The following is a 16,287-nucleotide window of genomic DNA, read 5'->3' as shown; positions in this document are numbered from 1 at the left end:
CCGGGTGCGGCCGCGTCAGCGTTCGCCGACGGCGGCTGCCTCGGCCAGGTCGAGACCCGGCGTGGCGTCCTGCAGGCAGTCGAACAGCCGGCCGAGCAGGCGTGCCAGGTCGTCGCGCTCCGCGTCGGTGAGCCCCTCGAGCATCCGCGCCATGTTGACGAAGTGCAGGTCGGCCGTCCGGTCGACCAGCTCGCGGCCGGCGTCGGTGAGGGACACGTAGACCATCCGGTGGTCCTCGGGGTCGCGCTCGCGGCGGACGAGGCCCTCCTTCTCGAGACGCTTGACGCGCAGCGTCAGCCCCCCGGTCGTGACCAGCGTCTGCCGGGCCAGCTCGCCGGCGGACAGGCGGTGATGGGACCCCGACCGGCGCAGCGCGGCGAGCACGTCGAAGCCGGGCTCGGTCGTACCGGCCTCCGTGAAGCGCTCCCCGATCGCGGACCGGTAGAGCAGGAAGCTGCGGTGCAGGCGGCCGAACACCTGCATCGCCGAGACGTCCAGGTCCGGGCGGACCCGAGCCCACTGGCCGATGATCTCGTCCACGGCGTCCCGGGGGTGGGTGCCGACGGCGTCGGTCGCGGTCATGGTCCTCCTCGTGCCGGGCGGGCCGGTGTGTCCGCAGCAACATCTTGGCACTGAGAATCTTTCCCCGTTCTGTGATCCGGGCCTCAATCCGGAGGCGCATCCGCCCCCGTCGTCGGGACCGTCCCTGACGTCGCCGGGCCGACCACCGTCCCGGGGCGGGTGGGGCGTGCGGTCCCGGTGGGGTCGGCGCGGCCTCCGGCGCCGGGCCGTCCGGCGCAGCACCCCCGAGGCGTGGCACCCTCGTAAGGTCACACCCGGTCTGGCCCCTCTCCGACCGGCCGGACCGTGGGAGGCATCGCGCGTGGACACGACCGTCGTGGTGCCGACCTTCAACGAGCGCGGGAACGTCCCCGAGCTCGTGCGGCGGCTGGATGCGGCGCTGGCCGGTCGGGACGCCGAGATCCTGTTCGTCGACGACTCGAACGACGACACCGCCGACGTCGTGCGCGAGGTCGCGCAGACCAGCACCCTCCCCGTCCGGCTGCTGCACCGGGAGCGCGACCAGCGCGAAGGCGGGCTGGCCGGTGCCGTCGCCGCCGGGATAGCGGCGGCCCGCGGCGAGTACGTCGTCGTGATGGACGGCGACCTGCAGCACCCGCCGGAGCTCGTGCCGCTGCTGCGCGACAACGCCGACCCGGTCGACATGGTCGTGGCCAGCCGCTACTGCGGTTCCGGCGACTCCTCCGGCCTCTCCTCCTCGTGGCGGCGCGCGGTCTCCAGCGGCTCCACGCTGCTGGCCCGCTCCTGCTTCCCGCGCCGGGTCGGCCGGGTCTGCACCGACCCGATGACCGGCTTCTTCTGCGTCCGCCGCAGCGCCGTGGAGCTGGACCGGCTGCGCCCGCGCGGGTTCAAGATCCTTCTCGAGATCCTCGCCCGCCACGACCTCGCGGTCGCCGAGATCCCCTTCGCCTTCGGCGAGCGGCACGACGGCGAGAGCAAGGCCTCCTGGCGCAACGGCGCCCAGTTCCTCTACCAGATGGCCGCCCTGCGGATGGGCAAGATGTCTCGGTTCGCCGCGGTCGGGGCGCTCGGGACCATCGTCAACCTGCTGATCATGTGGCTGCTGCTGCGCGACACGAGCCTGCACTACCTGCCGGCGGCGGTCATCGCGACCGAGATCGCCATCGCGCACAACTTCGTGCTGCAGGAGCGCTTCGTCTTCGCCGACCTGAGGGCCGAGAACCGGCACCCCCGGTGGCTGCGGTTCCTGCACTCGCTGCTCTACAACAACGTCGACACCCTGGTCCGGCTGCCGGTCCTGGCGTTCCTGGTCGAGGCCGCGAGCGTGCCGTCGGTCCTGGCCCAGGGGCTGACCCTGGCGGTGGCCTTCCTCGCCCGGTTCCTCTTCGTCTCCACCTTCGTCTACCGCCCGCGCCGGTCCCCCGAGGAGGCCCTCGCCGACGCGCCGCCGGTCGACGTCATGGCGATCGCCCCGCTGCAGGGCGTCTCGACCCCCGGACCCGAGGCGGGCCCGGGCGCCGAGGACCGCCCGCCGACCTCTCCGGCGTAGTCCCGCGAGGGCGAGCGCCGGGCCGCCCCCACGCGCTCAGAGCGGGAAGGAGATGTACTTCGTCTGCAGGTACTCGGCCAGCCCCTCGTGCCCGCCCTCGCGGCCGATGCCGCTCTGCTTGACCCCGCCGAACGGCGCCGCCGGGTCGCTGACGACGCCGCGGTTGAGCCCGACCATCCCGGACTCGAGGGCCTCGGCCAGGCGCAGCCCGCGGGCCAGGTCGCCGGTGAAGACGTAGGAGACCAGCCCGAACTCGGTGCCGTTGGCGAGCGCGAGCACCTCCTCGTCGGACCCGAACCGCACGATCGGCGCGACCGGGCCGAAGATCTCCTCCTCGGTGGCGGGTGAGCCGGCGGGGACATCGACGAGCACGGTCGGCGGGTAGAAGTACCCCGGCCCCTCGGGTCGCTCACCGCCGATGACCACGCGCGCCCCGGCCTCGACGGTCTCCTTCACGATCCGCTCCACCTTGCCGACCGTGTCCTCGTTGACGAGGGGGCCGAGTCCGACCCCCTCGTCGTCCCCGCGACCGAGGGTCAGGGTGCCCATCCGGTCGGCGAGCCTCCGGGCGAACTCGTCGGCGACGGCGTCCTCGACGTAGAAGCGGTTGGCCGCGGTGCACGCCTCGCCGCCGTTGCGCAGCTTCGCCACCATCGCGCCCTCCACCGCGGCGTCCAGGTCGGCGTCGGCGCAGACGATGAACGGCGCGTTCCCGCCCAGCTCCATCGAGCTGACCAGCACCTGGTCGGCGGCCTGCTTGAGCAGCCCGCGGCCGACCTCGGTGGAGCCGGTGAAGCTGACCTTGCGCAGCCGCGGGTCGGCCATCGCCGTGCCGGCGACGTCCTTGGCGCTGGTCGTCGGGAGCACGCTCAGCACGCCGTCCGGGAGCCCTGCCTCCGCCAGCAGTTCCGCGAGCAGCAGCGCCGTCAGCGGCGTCTCCGACGCCGGCTTCACCACCACCGGGCACCCGGCGGCGAACGCCGGGCCGAGCTTGCGGGTGAGCATGGCTGCCGGGAAGTTCCACGGCGTGATGGCCAGCGAGATGCCGACGGGCTGGCGGACGACGACCGTGCGGGTGCCGCCGGCCGGGGCCACGCGGTAGTCGCCGTCGATCCGCACGGCCTCCTCGCTGAACCAGCGGAAGAACTCCGCGGCGTAGGTGAGCTCGCCCCGGGCGTCGGTGAGCGTCTTGCCGTTCTCCCGGACCATGAGGAGGGCCAGGTCGTCGGCCCGCGGGCCGGTCATCGCCTCGAACGTGCGGCGCAGGATCTCACCCCGCTCCCGCGGCGCGGTGGCGGCCCAGGCCGGTGCCGCGGCGGCGGCGGCGTCCATGGCCGCGCGGGCGTCGTCGGCCGTCGCGTCGGCGACGCGAGCCAGGACGGAGGCGTCCGCGGGGTCGCGGACCTCGAACGTCGCACCGCCCCCGGCCGGTTGCCAGGTGCCGCCCACGAAGAGCTGGACGGGAACGGGGCGGCTCAGCCCCTCGATGGTCGCGGTGGTCTCGCTGCTGGTCACGGCCCCATCCTGCGCTCGCCCGCCGGAGCCTGCAGGGGTGTTCCCGGCGTCCTCGTGCTCTGCCCCGTACCGATGGGCAGAGCACGAGCGTGCGCGGAGGAGGTTGTGGGGCGGGGGGCCGGCTCTGGCGGTCTGGCCGCGTTGGTCGGTCCATCCAGCGGTGGATGGCCAATGGTTTCCCGGCTGCCCCCGCCCAGGAACACTGTGACCCAGGCCACACGGAGGGGTCAACCCCCGGTCGGCGTGTCCCATCGGTCGACGCGCCGGAGGATCTCCGGGGACAGCTCGGACACCGAGGTCAGCCCGGCGAGACCCAGCGTCAGGTCGAACTCGCCCAGCACGTCGGAGACGACCTGCTGCACGCCCTCCTCGCCGGCGAGCGCCAGGCCCCACGCGAACGGCCGGCCGAGCAGCACCGCCCGGGCGCCCAGCGCGACCGCGACCAGCGCGTCGGCGCCGCTGCGCACACCGCTGTCCAGCAGCACCGGCGCGCGGTCCCCGATGGCGGCGACCACGCCGGGCAGCGCGTCGAGCGCGGCGATGGAGCGGTCCACCTGGCGCCCGCCGTGGGTGCTGACCACCACGCCGTCGACCCCCTCGTCCAGGGCGCGGCGGGCGTCGTCGGGGTGCAGCACGCCCTTGAGCACGATCGGCAGCCGCGTGCGCGACCGCAGCCACGCCAGGTCCGCCCAGGTGATGGAGGGCCGCGAGTAGATGGACAGGAAGGTCTCGACGGCGGCGCGCGGCAGCGGGGAGCGGAGGTTCTCCAGGAGCGGTCCGGGCCACGCCCGGGCCATGCCGACCAGCGCGCGGACGGCGGCGAGCGTGGGCCGCGGCTGCCGGTCCCGCTCCGCCGAGGCGCCCGGCTGCACCGGCGCGGGGGCCTCCGCACGGGCCTCCACCAGCCGCCGGAACACCGGGTCGGACGTGTACTGCGCGATGCCCTTCCCCAGGGCGAAGGGCAGGTGCCCGAGGTCGAGGTCGCGGGGGCGCCAGCCGAGCATCGTGGTGTCGAGCGTGACCACCAGCGCCTCGCAGCCCGAGGCCTCGGCGCGGCCGACCAGGCTCTCCACCAGCTCGTCCGACGTCGACCAGTACATTTGGAACCAGCGGGGGGAGTCGCCCATCGCGTCGGCGCAGGTCTCCATCGGCACCGACGCCTGGTTCGAGAACACCATGGGCACGCCCAGCCCGGCGGCGGCGCGGGCCACCGCGAGGTCGGCCTCCGGGTGCACCAGCTCCAGCGCGCCGACCGGCCCCAGCAGCACCGGCGCGGGCAGCCGCCGGCCGAACAGCTCCACCGAGGTGTCGCGGACGCTCACGTCGCGCAGCACCCGGGGCACGATCGCCCACCGGTCGAACGCGGCACGGTTGGCCCGCTGGGTGGCCTCCTCGCCGGCGCCCCCGGCGACGTAGGCGTAGGCCCGCGCGTCCAGCCGGCGGCGGGCGGCCCGCTGCAGTCCGCCGAAGACCGTCGGCACGCGGGGCAGGCGGCCGTACACCCCCGCGCGGTAGATCTCGTTCTGTCGACGGCGTCCGGTCCCGGCTGCAGATGTCACGCCCGTCACGCTAGGACGCCGCGCGATCGGCGGCGCCTCGGCCCCTCGGCCGGACTTTCTCCCGACACGCCGCGCCGACACGCCAGAACCGTCCGTGACGGACGGTCGGGGAGCCCTCACGGCAGCCATCATGTGGAGGCCGCCGTGGAGACGCTCGATCGCCACCGGCAGTACGACTGCTTGGGGGGAACTGCGTGCCTTTCGGTGCCTCGCCGAGGGTCGTCCGCAGGTCCGCCGTGCTCGGTGTGCTCGTGGGCGGCCTCATCACTCTGGGATCGGTTCCCGCGCTCGCGGTCGACGACCCCACCCGGCCCGACGTCCGGGTCACGCAGGGGCCCAGCTGCCGCCCCGGTGGCGTGGCCGTCGAGGTCACCGGTGCTCTGGTCGCCTACGACGTCGTCCTCGCCACCACCCGCCGGCCGGGCGGGGAGGACCGTGCGCGGGTCGATCCCGGGCAGACGGTCCAGCTGACCACCGGGGACGTCGCCTGGGGCGAGACGATCGACTCCCGCGTGCTGTTCACCGCGCTGGACGGCAGCGGCGCCACCTCGGTCGACGAGCTCGAGGGCTTCGAGTTCACCCGGCCCGCCGAGGCCGACTGCGCCGCCATCGCGCCGCCGACCGGCCCCGCCACGGTGCCGCCGGTGGGCGGACCGTCGGACGCCGGCACCGACGACCTGCCGCCCGACGGCGTGCTGCCCGAGCCGCCGGCCCGCCCCGCGGTCTCCGTCGCCTCGTCGGACCGCGCCACCGGTGTCGCCGCGGGGGAGGTCCTCACCGTCACCGCGTCCGGGTTCGCCGCCGGGGAGGACGTGGTCCTCCGGCTGGCCGACGGCACGGAGCTCGGCGCCTCCGTGGCCGACATCGACGGGCTCGTCGTCGCCGAGGTGACCATCCCCGACGGCGCGCGGTCCGGCGCCACGAGCCTGGTCGTGGTCGGCGCCGTCACCTCCACCACCGTCGCCGTCGACCTGCAGATCGCCGCCGCCACCACCCCGGTGGCGGGCGGCGCCGTCTGGCCGCTCGCGGTCGCCGGCGTGGCGCTGGTCGCCGCGGTCGCCGGGCTGGGCCTGTCGACGCTGCGCCGGCGTGCCGCCCGCCCGCCGTCCGGGAGCGCCTGAGGCCGCGGTCGGTCACCATGGTCCGGTGCCCCCGGACAAGGCCCTGGCGCCCGCCGTCCCCGACGTCGCCGAGCTGGCCGGGGCGCTCCCGCGGCCCGAGGAGACCTGGCTGCGCATCGTGCAGGTCCACGACCGCATCACCCGCCGGGTCGACTCCGCGCTGCACCGCCAGCACGGCATCTCGCTGACCGGGTTCGAGGCCCTGCGGCGGATCGCTGAGGCGCCGGGGGAGCGCGCGAGCATGGGCGAGGTGGCCGAGGCGCTCGGCCTCTCGCGCGCCGGCGTGACCAGCACCGTCAGCCGGCTGGTCGACCAGGGGTACGTCGTGCGGGAGCGGTCGAGCGGCGACCGTCGGCTGCTGCACGCCCGGCTGACCGAGGCCGGCCGGGGCAGGCTCCGGGAGGCGGCGCCCACGCACGACGAGCTGGTGGCCCACCTCCTGGCACACCTGGGGAACGACGCCGCGGCGGTCACCGACGCACTGGCACGGGTCTCCGCGGCGGCCCGGCCCCGCCGCTGACCGACCCGGGGTGGCGTCTGCTCACCAACGGCTCACGAACGGTCGAAACTTCAAGCCCGTAGTGTTTCCGGCCCGGATCGGTAGGGCACGACCTAGATCGTGGGAGGGGTACTCGCGCGCGTCTCGATCGTCGTGCCGACCATCGGCCGGCCGTCGCTGGACGCGCTGCTCGACGCCCTCGCCGCCGCCCCCGGGGACCGGCCCGCCGAGCTGGTGCTCGTCGACGACCGCCCGACCGGCGAGCCGCTGCGGCCGGACCGGCCCGGCCTCCCCCCGGTCCGGGTCGTCCGCACCGGCGGCGGTGGCCCCGCCCGGGCGCGCAACCTCGGCTGGCGGGTCGCCCGCACCGAGTGGATCGCGTTCCTCGACGACGACGTCGTCCCGGACGCCGACTGGTACCAGACGCTCGCCACCGACCTCGCCGACCTGCCGCCGGAGGTCGCCGGCAGCCAGGGCCGGGTGCGGGTGCCCCTGCCGGAGGACCGCCGCCCCACCGACTGGGAGCGCGGCACCGCGGGCCTGGCCACCAGCGCCTGGATCACCGCCGACCTGGCCTACCGGCGCAGCGCGCTGGCCGCGGTCGGCGGGTTCGACGAGCGCTTCCCCCGCGCGTTCCGGGAGGACTCCGACCTCGCCCTGCGGGTGATGGACACCGGCGCCCGGCTGGTCCGCGGCGAGCGGTGGATCACCCACCCCGTGCGGCCGACCGACCGGTGGGTCAGCGTCCGCGTGCAGGCCGGCAACGCCGACGACGTCCTCATGCGCCGCCTGCACGGGCCCGACTGGCGGGCGCCGCACCGGGCCGACGCCCCGCTCGGCCGCCGCCCGCGGCACCTCGCCGTCACGGCTGCCGCCGTCGGCGCCCTCGGCCTGGCCCTCGCCCGCCGGCCCCGCGCCGCCGCGGTCGCGGCGCTGGCCTGGGGAGCCGGCACCGCGGAGTTCGCCCGGGCCCGCATCGTGCCCGGCCCGCGGGACCGCGCCGAGGTGACGACGATGCTCGCCACCAGCGCCGTCATCCCGCCGCTGGCCACCTGGCACTTCCTCCGCGGGGTGGTGCAGCACCGCCGCGTGACCCCGTGGAAGGGCCTGCCCGATCTCGTCCTGTTCGACCGCGACGGCACGCTCGTCCGCGACTACCCGTACAACGGAGACCCCGCCCTCGTGAAGCCGGTGCCCGGCGCCCGCGAGGCCGTCGACGCGCTGCGCGCCCGTGGCGTGCGCGTCGGGGTGGTCAGCAACCAGTCCGGCGTGGCCCGCGGGCTGATCACCCGGGAGCAGGTCGACGCCTGCATGGCCCGCCTCGAGGAGCTGCTGGGCCCGTTCGACACCGTCCAGTGGTGCCCACACGGCCCCGACGACGGCTGCGCCTGCCGCAAGCCCGCCCCCGGCATGGTGAAGACGGCCTGCGCGGAGCTCGACGTCGACCCGGCCCGCTGCGTGGTGATCGGCGACATCGCCGCCGACGTGGAGGCCGCTGCCGCCGCCGGCGCCGTCGGGATCATGGTGCCGACGCCGGTCACCCGGAAGTCCGAGGTCGCCGCCGCGCCGCACGTGGCCGGGACGCTGACCGGCGCGGTGGACGACGTCCTGGCCGGTGCGTGGTGACGCGCACCGTGCTCGTCGCCCGGCTCGACAACGCCGGGGACGTGCTCCTGCAGGGGCCGCTGGTCCGGGCCGTCGCGGCCGGGGCGGACCGGGTCGTGTTCCTCGCCGGGCCGGCCGGGGCCGCGGCCGCCGAGCTGCTGCCCGGGGTCGACGAGGTCTGGACCTGGGCCTGCCCGTGGATCCTCGGCGATCCGCCCGCCGTGGACCCCGGCGACCTGGCCGAGCTGACCGGGCGCCTCCGCGCTCTATCGCCGGCCGAGGCCGTGGTCTCCACCTCGTTCCACCAGTCGCCGCTGCCCCTGGCGCTGGTCCTCCGGGGCGCCGGTGTCCCGCGGATCTCGGCGATCAGCGTCGACTACCCGGGCAGCCTGCTCGACGTCCGGCACAGCGTGGACGACGACCTGCCCGAGCCCGAGCGCGCGCTGTCCCTCGCCCGCGCCGCCGGCTTCGAGCTGCCCGACGGCGACGACGGCCGGCTGGCGGTGCGCCGGCCCCTGCCCCCGGCCGCGCACGCCCCCGGCTACGTCGTGCTGCACCCCGGCGCCTCCGTCCCGGCGCGGGCCTGGCCGGCCGGGCACTGCGCGGAGGCGGTCGAGGCCCTCGCCGACGCCGGCCACCGGGTGCTGGTCACCGGCGGGCCGGGGGAGCGGGAGCTGACTGCCGCCGTCGCGGGCACCCGCGGCGAGGATCTCGGCGGCGCCACCAGCCTCGCCGAGATGGCCGCCCTCCTCGACGGCGCCGCGGCCGTCGTCGTCGGCAACACCGGACCGGCGCACCTGGCCGCCGCCGTCGGCACGCCCGTCGTCTCCCTCTTCTCCCCGGTCGTGCCGGCCGCGCGGTGGGCGCCCTACGGCGTCCCGAGCGTGCTGCTCGGCGACCAGTCCGCACCCTGCCGCGACACCCGGGCCCGCGTGTGCCCGGTGCCCGGCCACCCCTGCCTGACGTCGGTGAGCCCAGCCGACGTCGTCGCTGCCGTGGAGAAGCTGGTGAGTGGATGAGGGTTCTGCTGTGGCACGTGCACGGCTCCTGGACGACGGCCTTCGTGGCGGGCAACCACGACTACCTCGTCCCCGTCACCCCCGATCGGGGTCCCGACGGCCGAGGGCGCGCACGCACGTGGGACTGGCCGGCGTCGGTCCGCGAGGGAACGCCGGAACAGCTGCGGGACGCCGACGTCGACGTGGTGGTCCTCCAGCGCACGCGTGACCTGGAGCTCTGCCGCGAGTGGCTGGGCCGGGAACCCGGGCGCGACCTCCCGGCGGTGTTCCTCGAGCACAACGCCCCCGGCCTCGAACCCGGCGACGGGCCGGTGCCGCACACCCGCCACCCGCTGGCCGACCGCGACGACATCCCGGTCGCGCACGTCACGCACTTCAACCGGCTCTTCTACGACAACGGCCGCGCACCCACCACGGTGATCGAGCACGGCATCGTCGACCCCGGCGACCGCTGGACCGGCGAGCTGGCCCGGGCCGCCGTGGTCACCAACGAGCCGGTGCGCCGCGGCCGCACGGTCGGCGCCGACCTGCTGCCCGGCCTCGCCGGCGTCGCCCCGGTCGACGTCTTCGGCATGGGCCTGACCGGGCTGCACGAGCGGTACGGCCTCGACCCCGACCGGGTGGCGCTGTTCGACGACCCGCCGCAGGCCGCCATGCATGCCGAGCTGGCCCGCCGCCGGGTCTACGTGCACCCGGTGCGCTGGACCTCGCTGGGCCTGTCGCTCCTGGAGGCGATGCACCTCGGCATGCCCGTGGTCGCGCTGGCGACCACCGAGGTCGTCGAGGCGGTGCCCGCGGACGCCGGCGTCATCTCCACCCGCCCGGAGCGTCTCTGGGAGGGGGTGCGCCGGTTCCTCGACGACCCGGACGCAGCCCGGCTCGCCGGCAAGGCCGCCCGTGCGGCGGCGCTCGAGCGGTACGGCCTGGCCCGCTTCCTGGCGGACTGGGACCGCCTTCTCACGGAGGTGACCCGATGAGGATCTCCCTGGTCAGCGAGCACGCCTCGCCCCTCGCCGCGATCGGCGGGGTCGACGCCGGTGGGCAGAACGTGCACGTGGCGGCGCTCGCCGCGGGCCTCGCCGCCCGCGGCCACGACGTCACGGTGCACACCCGCCGCGACGACGTCGCGCTGCCCGACGAGGTCGTCGTCCAGGACGGCTACCGCGTGCGGCACGTCGCCGCCGGCCCGGCGGAGAACCTGCCCAAGGACGACCTGCTGCGGCACATGCCCGAGTTCGCGCGGGTGCTGCGCCGCGGGTGGGCCGCCGAACGCCCCGACGTCGTGCACGCGCACTTCTGGATGAGCGGGCTGGCGTCGGTCGCGGCGGCCGGGACGATCCCCGTCCTGCAGACCTTCCACGCCCTCGGCTCGGTCAAGCGCCGCCACCAGGGCGCCGCCGACACCTCGCCGCCGCAGCGGGTCGCGCTGGAGCGCGCGCTGTGCCGCAACGTGCGCCACGTCGTGGCCACCTGCTCCGACGAGGTCTTCGAGCTGCGCCGACTGGGGCTGCCCCGCGAGCGGGTGTCGATCGTCCCGTGCGGCGTGGACACCTCGGTGTTCACCCCGAGGGGCCCGGTCGCGCCGCGGACCGACCGGCCGCGGCTGCTCGTGCTCGGCCGGATCGTCGAGCGCAAGGGCCAGGACGACGCCGTCCGCGCCCTGGCCGCCGTCCCCGACGCGGAGTTGGTGGTCGTCGGTGGCCCGCCGGCCGACGAGCTGCACCGCGACCCCGAGGTGCAGCGGCTGCGGGCCGTGGCCGCCTCGGCCGGCGTCGCCGACCGGCTGACCTTCACCGGCTCGGTCGCGCGGCCCGACGTCCCCGCCTGGATCCGCTCCGCCGACGTCGTCCTCGCCGTGCCCTGGTACGAGCCGTTCGGCATCACGCCGCTGGAGGCCATGGCCTGCGGCCGCCCCGTCGTCGCGACCGCCGTCGGCGGGCTCGTCGACAGCGTCGTCGACGGCACCACGGGCGACCTCGTGCCGCCCCGGGACCCCGGCCGGCTCGGCGAGGTCGTGGCCGCGCTGCTGGCCGACGACGCACGACGCGCCGCCTACGGCGCCGCCGGTGTGCGGCGGGCGCGCTCCCGCTACCGGTGGGCGCGCGTCGCGGCCGACACCGAAGCCGTCTACGCCTCGGTCGTGGGCACCCCGATCGAGTCCGAGAGCCGCACGACGCGCGCCGTGGAGGTCGCCCGATGACTGTCGCCCCGCACTCCGCCGGCGAGGTCGTCTCGCCCGACACCTGCACCCACCTCACCGGGCACGACCACGTCGCGTCCCTGACCGCGGCACTGCGGGACGTGACCGGCCACGTCGACACCCTCGACCGGTGGGGCCGGCTGCTGGCCGACGTCCTCTGCGGCGAGCGGCGCGGCCGCCTGATGGCCGCCGGCAACGGGGGGAGCGCGGCCCAGGCCCAGCACCTCACGGCCGAGCTCGTCGGCAGGTACCGCGCCGACCGGCCGCCGTTCTCGGCGATCTGCCTGACCGCCGAGACCTCGTCGCTGACCGCGATCGCCAACGACTACCCGGCCGACGAGCTGTTCGCCCGCCAGGTGGAGGCGCACGGCCGGGCCGGGGACGTCGTCGTGCTGCTGTCGACCAGCGGTCGCTCGCCCAACGCCGTCACCGCGGCCCGCCGCGCCCGCGAGTGCGGCATGACCGTGCTGGCGATGACCGGACCGGCCCCGAACCCGCTGGCCGCGGAGGCCGACGAGGCGGTGTGCATCGACTCGCCCTGGACGGCGACCGTGCAGGAGTGCCACCTGGTCGCGCTGCACCTGCTGTGTGCCGCCTTCGACGAGGCGGTGCTGACCGAGCCGGCGCGGGTCCCGGCGACTCGCCTCGGGGTCGCCCGGTGAGGCCGCTGGTCGTCGTCGGCGACGCCCTGCTGGACGTCGACCTGGTGGGCACGGCGTCCCGGCTCACCCCCGACGCACCGGTGCCCGTCGTCGAGGACGTCGAGCGGCGGGAGCGGCCCGGCGGTGCCGCGCTGGCCGCGGTCATCGCCGCGGCGCAGACGTCGCGGCCCGTGGTGCTGGTCGCCCCGATGGCCGACGACGACGGCGCGGACCGGCTGCGCGCCCTGCTGGCCGGCCGGGTCCGGCTGGTGGAGATCCCGGCGACCGGCGGCACGGCGGTCAAGCAGCGCGTGCGGGTCGGCGACCACTCGGTGGCGCGGATCGACTCCGGCGCACCCACGGCCGGCCTCGGCGCCCTGCCGGAGGAGGCGCGGGCGGTCCTCCGGGACGCCGCCGCGGTCCTGGTCGCCGACTACGGCCGCGGGACGACGGCGTCCGCGGAGGTCCGCGAGGCGCTCGCCGCCGCCGGCGGGCCGGTGGTCTGGGACCCGCACCCGCGTGGGGCGGACCCGGTGCCCTCGACCCGGCTGGTCACGCCCAACGGCGCGGAGGCCGCCCGGGTGGCGGCGGTGGACGTCGAGGGCGACGGGCTCGCCGCGGTCGGTGCCCGGGCCGAGGCGCTGATCCGGCGCTGGGGGGTCGGCGCGGTCGCGGTGACCCTGGGCGCGCGCGGTGCGCTCCTCTCCTACGGCGAGGGCGCCCCGATGGTCGTGCCCGCCGTCCCGGTGACCGGTGGGGACCCCTGCGGCGCCGGTGACTCCTTCGCCGCCGCGGCCGCGCTGCTGCTGGCCGACGGCGCCGTCACCGGGGAGGCGGTGGCCGGCGCGGTCGCCGCGGCGTCGGCGTTCGTCGGCCGGGGCGGCGCCACCGCCTGGGACGCGGGCCGGCCCGACGCCCCGGCCCCCAACGTCATCGCCGAGCCGGGGGTGGACTCCGTCATCGCCCGGGTGCGTGCGGCCGGTGGCGTCGTCGTCGCGACCGGTGGCTGCTTCGACCTCATCCACCCCGGGCACGTCGCGACCCTGCGGGCCGCCCGCGGGCTCGGGGACTGCCTGGTGGTCTGCATCAACTCCGACGCCTCCGTGCGGCGGCTCAAGGGGCCCTCGCGGCCGCTGGTGACCGCCGCCGACCGGGCCCGGGTGCTCGAGGCCCTCGAGTTCGTCGACGCGGTCGTGGTGTTCGACGAGGACACCCCCGCCGAGGTGCTCGACCGGCTCCGGCCCGACGTGTGGGCCAAGGGCGGGGACTACGCCGGCGCCGACCTCCCCGAGGCCGCGGTGCTGCGGACGTGGGGTGGCCAGGCCGTCGTCCTGCCCTACCTCGACGGGCACTCCACGACGGCGCTGGTCGAGCGCTCCCGCACATGAAGGACCCTGCTGCCCCCCACGCCTCGCAGGCTCGGCGCGGGCCCCTGCAGCAGGGCCGTTCCAGTGATGGGTCCGATCGACCTGTTGCGTTGATCTTGCGGCCGCTGGGGCTGGGGGACCTGCTGACCGGGGTGCCCGCGATCCGGGCGGTGCGGGCCGCCGTCCCCGACCACCGCCTCGTGCTCGCCACCACACAGGCGCTCGAGCCGCTCGCCGGACTCATCGACGCGGTCGACGAGGTGCTGCCCGCCCGGGAGCTGGAACCCCTGGACTGGACCGGCCCGCCGCCGGAGCTCGCCGTCGACCTGCACGGCAAGGGGCCGCTGTCGCACGTCGTCGTCGCCGACCTGCACCCCGGGCGGCTGCTCACCTTCGACAGCCCCGGCTACCCCGGACCGGCCTGGTACCCCGACGAGCACGAGGTGGCTCGGTGGTGCCGGCTCGTCGCCGAGGGGCTGGGCGTCGAGGCCGACCCGGACGCGCTCGACCTCGCCGTCCCGGACGTGCCACCACCGGTGGCCGGGGCCGCGATCGTGCACCCCGGCGCGGCGTTCCCCGGCCGGCGGTGGCCGGCGGAGCGGTTCGCGGCCGTCGCCCGGTACCTCGCCCGCGCCGGGCACGACGTCCGGATCACCGGGGGTCCTGCCGAGGAGGGCCTGGCCCGGGCGATCGCGGGAGCGGCCGGCCTGGGGGAGGACGCCGTCCTGGCCGGGCGGACGACGTCGCTGGAGCTGGCCGCCGTCGTCGCCGCCTCGGCGGTCGTGGTCAGCGGCGACACCGGGGTGGCGCACCTGGCCACGGCCTACCGGCGGCCCTCGGTGGTGCTGTTCGGGCCCGTGTCACCCGCGCTGTGGGGGCCACCGCCGCGGCCCCGGCACGTCGTCCTCTGGCACGGCGACGGCACCGGCGACCCCTGGGGCACCGAGCTGGACCCGGCACTGGCCCGCATCACCGTCGACGAGGTCCTCGACGCGCTGGAGCGGGTGATGGCCGCCTAGCGCTGGCGGATCGCCTCGAAGAGCACCGACTGCAGGTCGTCGGGGTCCTGCGCGGAGAAGGCGCCCCCGCCGGTGGCCTCGGCCATCTGCTGCAGTGCCGCCAGGTCGGCCTCGGGGCCGAGGGCGACCCCCACGAGGAGCACCGGACGGTCGGGGTCGGCCTCCGCGCGCAGTGTGTCGATCAGCCCCTGCAGCGAGATGCCGCCCGCGTCGTCGTCGTTGGTCCCGTCGGTCAGCAGGACGACGCTGGAGACCGCGCCCTCCTGGTACTGCTCGCGGGCGGCCCGGACCGCCGCCAGCGCGGTGTCGTAGAGGCCGGTCCCGCCTCCGGTGAGCGACGAGGGCAGGCCTTCGAGCTCGGCGGCCAGGGCATCGCGCTGGCTGGTGCCGTCGACGTCCGCGTCGAGCCCCCGCAGCGGCTCCCGCTCGACGTAGTCGTTCTCCCCGTCGACCTTGTACGCGAACGTCCACAGCCCGACGGAGAACTCGTCGGGCAGCCCGGCCAGCGCGGTCGCCGCGGCGTCGACGGCCAGCGAGATCCGGGTGCCGCCGGCGGCCGGCGCCTCCATGGACTTCGAGGTGTCGATGACCGTGAGCAGCCGGGACGGCGCGAGGATCCGGTTGGCCTGCTCGATGGCCGCGATCGCGGCGTCGGGCTCCAGCGGCAGGGGCGCCGGCTCCTCGACCTGGGTGCCGGTGTCCGGCCCCGCGGCGTCGGGGGCGTTCCCGTCGGCGTCGCGGAACCCGGCCGCGCGCACCGCGGCGGCCGCCTCGTCGGAGGTGAGCGTGGCCACCACGGCGTCGACGGCGGCGCCCCGGTCGCCGTCGGAGTCGGCGGCCCGCAGGACCGGGTAGTCCATCGAGGGCGAGCCGCCCTCGGGGTAGACGGCCACGGCCTGGGAGTCCCCGGCCAGGTAGGTGGCGATCACGTCCTGCTCGGTGGCGGCGAACAGCCCGGCGTCGGGGTCGCCGTCGATGGCGGCCTGGCGGACCTCCTCCAGCGTCGCGCCGGCCGCCGACAACGACAGCGACGCGCGGAGCTCGTCATCGGAGATCGGAGTGCCGTTGCCGGTCTCCTCGACGGCGAGGGAGACCCCGAGCTGCCGGGCCTGGCCGGTGAGGTCGGCGGAGGGGACCGAGCGCCCCGCGGTCAGGGCCTCGATGACGACGTCCAGCCAGCCGGGCGTGCCGTCCGTCCAGCCCAGCTCCTCGGCCGAGGCGCGGCTGGTGGCGAGGACGACGGGGGAGGTGGCCATCGACCCGGCGGACTCGAGGGTGGCGCCCTCGACCTGGGCCGGCCAGATGGAGGAGTCGGGCACCCACACGTCCGGGACGCCGGACTCGGCCCCGGCAGTGATCGCGGCAGAGGTCTGCAGCGGGTCCTCCGCGGTCACGTCGGCCGTGACGCACCCGCCGGGCGGGTCGTCGGCGAGCAGTTGCTGGGCGACGGGCGCGAGCTCGGGCGCCACGGTGACCCGGATGGACTGCGTCTGGTCACAGGCCGCCGCGTCGTCGTCGGAGCCGGTCAGCCACCAGACCAGCCCGCCGGCGACGAGCACGACCACGGCCAGCGCGGCGACGAGGACGACCGGGGATGGTCGCCAGCCGCGCTGGTCGTCGTCGCTGCTGGGGGAGGCGTGGCGGCCCATC

At 76.5% G+C, this 16,287-nt stretch carries 14 protein-coding genes; 10 read left to right on the top strand and 4 right to left on the bottom strand.

Annotated elements, in window-relative coordinates:
• Positions 1-15: 15 nt before the first annotated feature.
• Positions 16-582, bottom strand: a complete 567-nt coding sequence (locus tag N555_RS0109320; RefSeq protein WP_051683869.1) for a MarR family winged helix-turn-helix transcriptional regulator — start codon at positions 580-582, stop codon at positions 16-18.
• A gap of 301 nt (positions 583-883) precedes the next feature.
• On the opposite strand from N555_RS0109320, the gene N555_RS0109315 reads away from it, so the two are divergent.
• Positions 884-2,092 carry a glycosyltransferase gene (locus N555_RS0109315; RefSeq protein ID WP_197028940.1) on the top strand — a complete coding sequence of 403 codons (1,209 nt, stop codon included), beginning with the start codon at positions 884-886 and terminating at the stop codon, positions 2,090-2,092.
• 36 nt (positions 2,093-2,128) lie between these two features.
• Here N555_RS0109315 and N555_RS0109310 read toward each other — a convergent pair whose 3' ends face one another.
• Positions 2,129-3,607, bottom strand: a complete 1,479-nt coding sequence (locus tag N555_RS0109310; RefSeq protein WP_034509431.1) for an NAD-dependent succinate-semialdehyde dehydrogenase — start codon at positions 3,605-3,607, stop codon at positions 2,129-2,131.
• A gap of 227 nt (positions 3,608-3,834) precedes the next feature.
• Complete coding sequence (locus tag N555_RS0109305) at positions 3,835-5,166, bottom strand: alpha-hydroxy-acid oxidizing protein (RefSeq protein WP_029431221.1); 1,332 nt, start codon at positions 5,164-5,166, stop codon at positions 3,835-3,837.
• A gap of 236 nt (positions 5,167-5,402) precedes the next feature.
• Between N555_RS0109305 and N555_RS0109300 the strand changes: the two genes are divergently transcribed.
• The 9 genes from N555_RS0109300 to N555_RS0109260 all read left to right on the top strand — a co-directional run bounded on the left by N555_RS0109300 (position 5,403) and on the right by N555_RS0109260 (position 14,637).
• Complete coding sequence (locus N555_RS0109300) at positions 5,403-6,287, top strand: hypothetical protein (RefSeq protein WP_029431220.1); 885 nt, start codon at positions 5,403-5,405, stop codon at positions 6,285-6,287.
• A 25-nt stretch (positions 6,288-6,312) separates the two neighbouring features.
• Positions 6,313-6,807, top strand: coding sequence for a MarR family winged helix-turn-helix transcriptional regulator (locus N555_RS0109295; protein ID WP_051683868.1), 495 nt, complete (start codon positions 6,313-6,315; stop codon positions 6,805-6,807).
• Positions 6,808-6,906: 99 nt separating this feature from the next.
• Positions 6,907-8,412, top strand: coding sequence for an HAD-IIIA family hydrolase (locus N555_RS0109290; protein WP_051683867.1), 1,506 nt, complete (start codon positions 6,907-6,909; stop codon positions 8,410-8,412).
• Positions 8,409-9,410 (top strand): glycosyltransferase family 9 protein, encoded by a 1,002-nt coding sequence (locus tag N555_RS0109285; protein ID WP_029431217.1) that lies wholly within the window; start codon positions 8,409-8,411, stop codon positions 9,408-9,410. Before N555_RS0109290 ends, N555_RS0109285 begins: the two co-directional genes overlap by 4 nt.
• Positions 9,407-10,387 carry a glycosyltransferase gene (locus N555_RS0109280; protein ID WP_029431216.1) on the top strand — a complete coding sequence of 327 codons (981 nt, stop codon included), beginning with the start codon at positions 9,407-9,409 and terminating at the stop codon, positions 10,385-10,387. Before N555_RS0109285 ends, N555_RS0109280 begins: the two co-directional genes overlap by 4 nt.
• The gene (locus N555_RS0109275; RefSeq protein WP_029431215.1) at positions 10,384-11,610 is read left to right on the top strand and encodes a glycosyltransferase; all 1,227 of its coding nucleotides are present in this window, start codon (positions 10,384-10,386) and stop codon (positions 11,608-11,610) included. The genes N555_RS0109280 and N555_RS0109275 overlap by 4 nt, the downstream gene beginning before the upstream one ends.
• The gene (locus tag N555_RS0109270; RefSeq protein ID WP_029431214.1) at positions 11,607-12,272 is read left to right on the top strand and encodes a D-sedoheptulose-7-phosphate isomerase; all 666 of its coding nucleotides are present in this window, start codon (positions 11,607-11,609) and stop codon (positions 12,270-12,272) included. The genes N555_RS0109275 and N555_RS0109270 overlap by 4 nt, the downstream gene beginning before the upstream one ends.
• Complete coding sequence (gene rfaE2 / locus N555_RS0109265; RefSeq protein ID WP_029431213.1) at positions 12,269-13,639, top strand: D-glycero-beta-D-manno-heptose 1-phosphate adenylyltransferase; 1,371 nt, start codon at positions 12,269-12,271, stop codon at positions 13,637-13,639. The genes N555_RS0109270 and rfaE2 overlap by 4 nt, the downstream gene beginning before the upstream one ends.
• A gap of 89 nt (positions 13,640-13,728) precedes the next feature.
• A complete protein-coding gene (locus N555_RS0109260) occupies positions 13,729-14,637 on the top strand; it encodes a glycosyltransferase family 9 protein (protein ID WP_029431212.1) in 909 nt (302 codons plus the stop codon).
• Here the strand turns inward: N555_RS0109260 and N555_RS0109255 are convergent.
• Positions 14,634-16,286 (bottom strand): substrate-binding domain-containing protein, encoded by a 1,653-nt coding sequence (locus tag N555_RS0109255; protein WP_029431211.1) that lies wholly within the window; start codon positions 16,284-16,286, stop codon positions 14,634-14,636. The genes N555_RS0109260 and N555_RS0109255 overlap by 4 nt on opposite strands.
• Position 16,287: the final 1 nt, after the last annotated feature.

The organism is Blastococcus sp. URHD0036, from assembly GCF_000701365.1.
In the GTDB taxonomy this organism is placed as follows: domain Bacteria; phylum Actinomycetota; class Actinomycetes; order Mycobacteriales; family Geodermatophilaceae; genus Trujillonella.
The sequence above is the reverse complement of the archived record's forward strand: the minus strand, read 5'-3'. Positions and strand labels throughout refer to the sequence as shown.

Excerpts from the sequence above, each read along its gene's own strand:
- N555_RS0109280 (WP_029431216.1), top strand. The coding sequence starts at position 9,407 with ATGAGGGTTCTGCTGTGGCACGTGCACGGCTCCTGGACGACGGCCTTC.
- N555_RS0109320 (WP_051683869.1), bottom strand. The coding sequence starts at position 582 with ATGACCGCGACCGACGCCGTCGGCACCCACCCCCGGGACGCCGTGGAC.
- N555_RS0109275 (WP_029431215.1), top strand. The coding sequence starts at position 10,384 with ATGAGGATCTCCCTGGTCAGCGAGCACGCCTCGCCCCTCGCCGCGATC.
- N555_RS0109270 (WP_029431214.1), top strand. The coding sequence starts at position 11,607 with ATGACTGTCGCCCCGCACTCCGCCGGCGAGGTCGTCTCGCCCGACACC.
- N555_RS0109255 (WP_029431211.1), bottom strand. The coding sequence starts at position 16,286 with ATGGGCCGCCACGCCTCCCCCAGCAGCGACGACGACCAGCGCGGCTGG.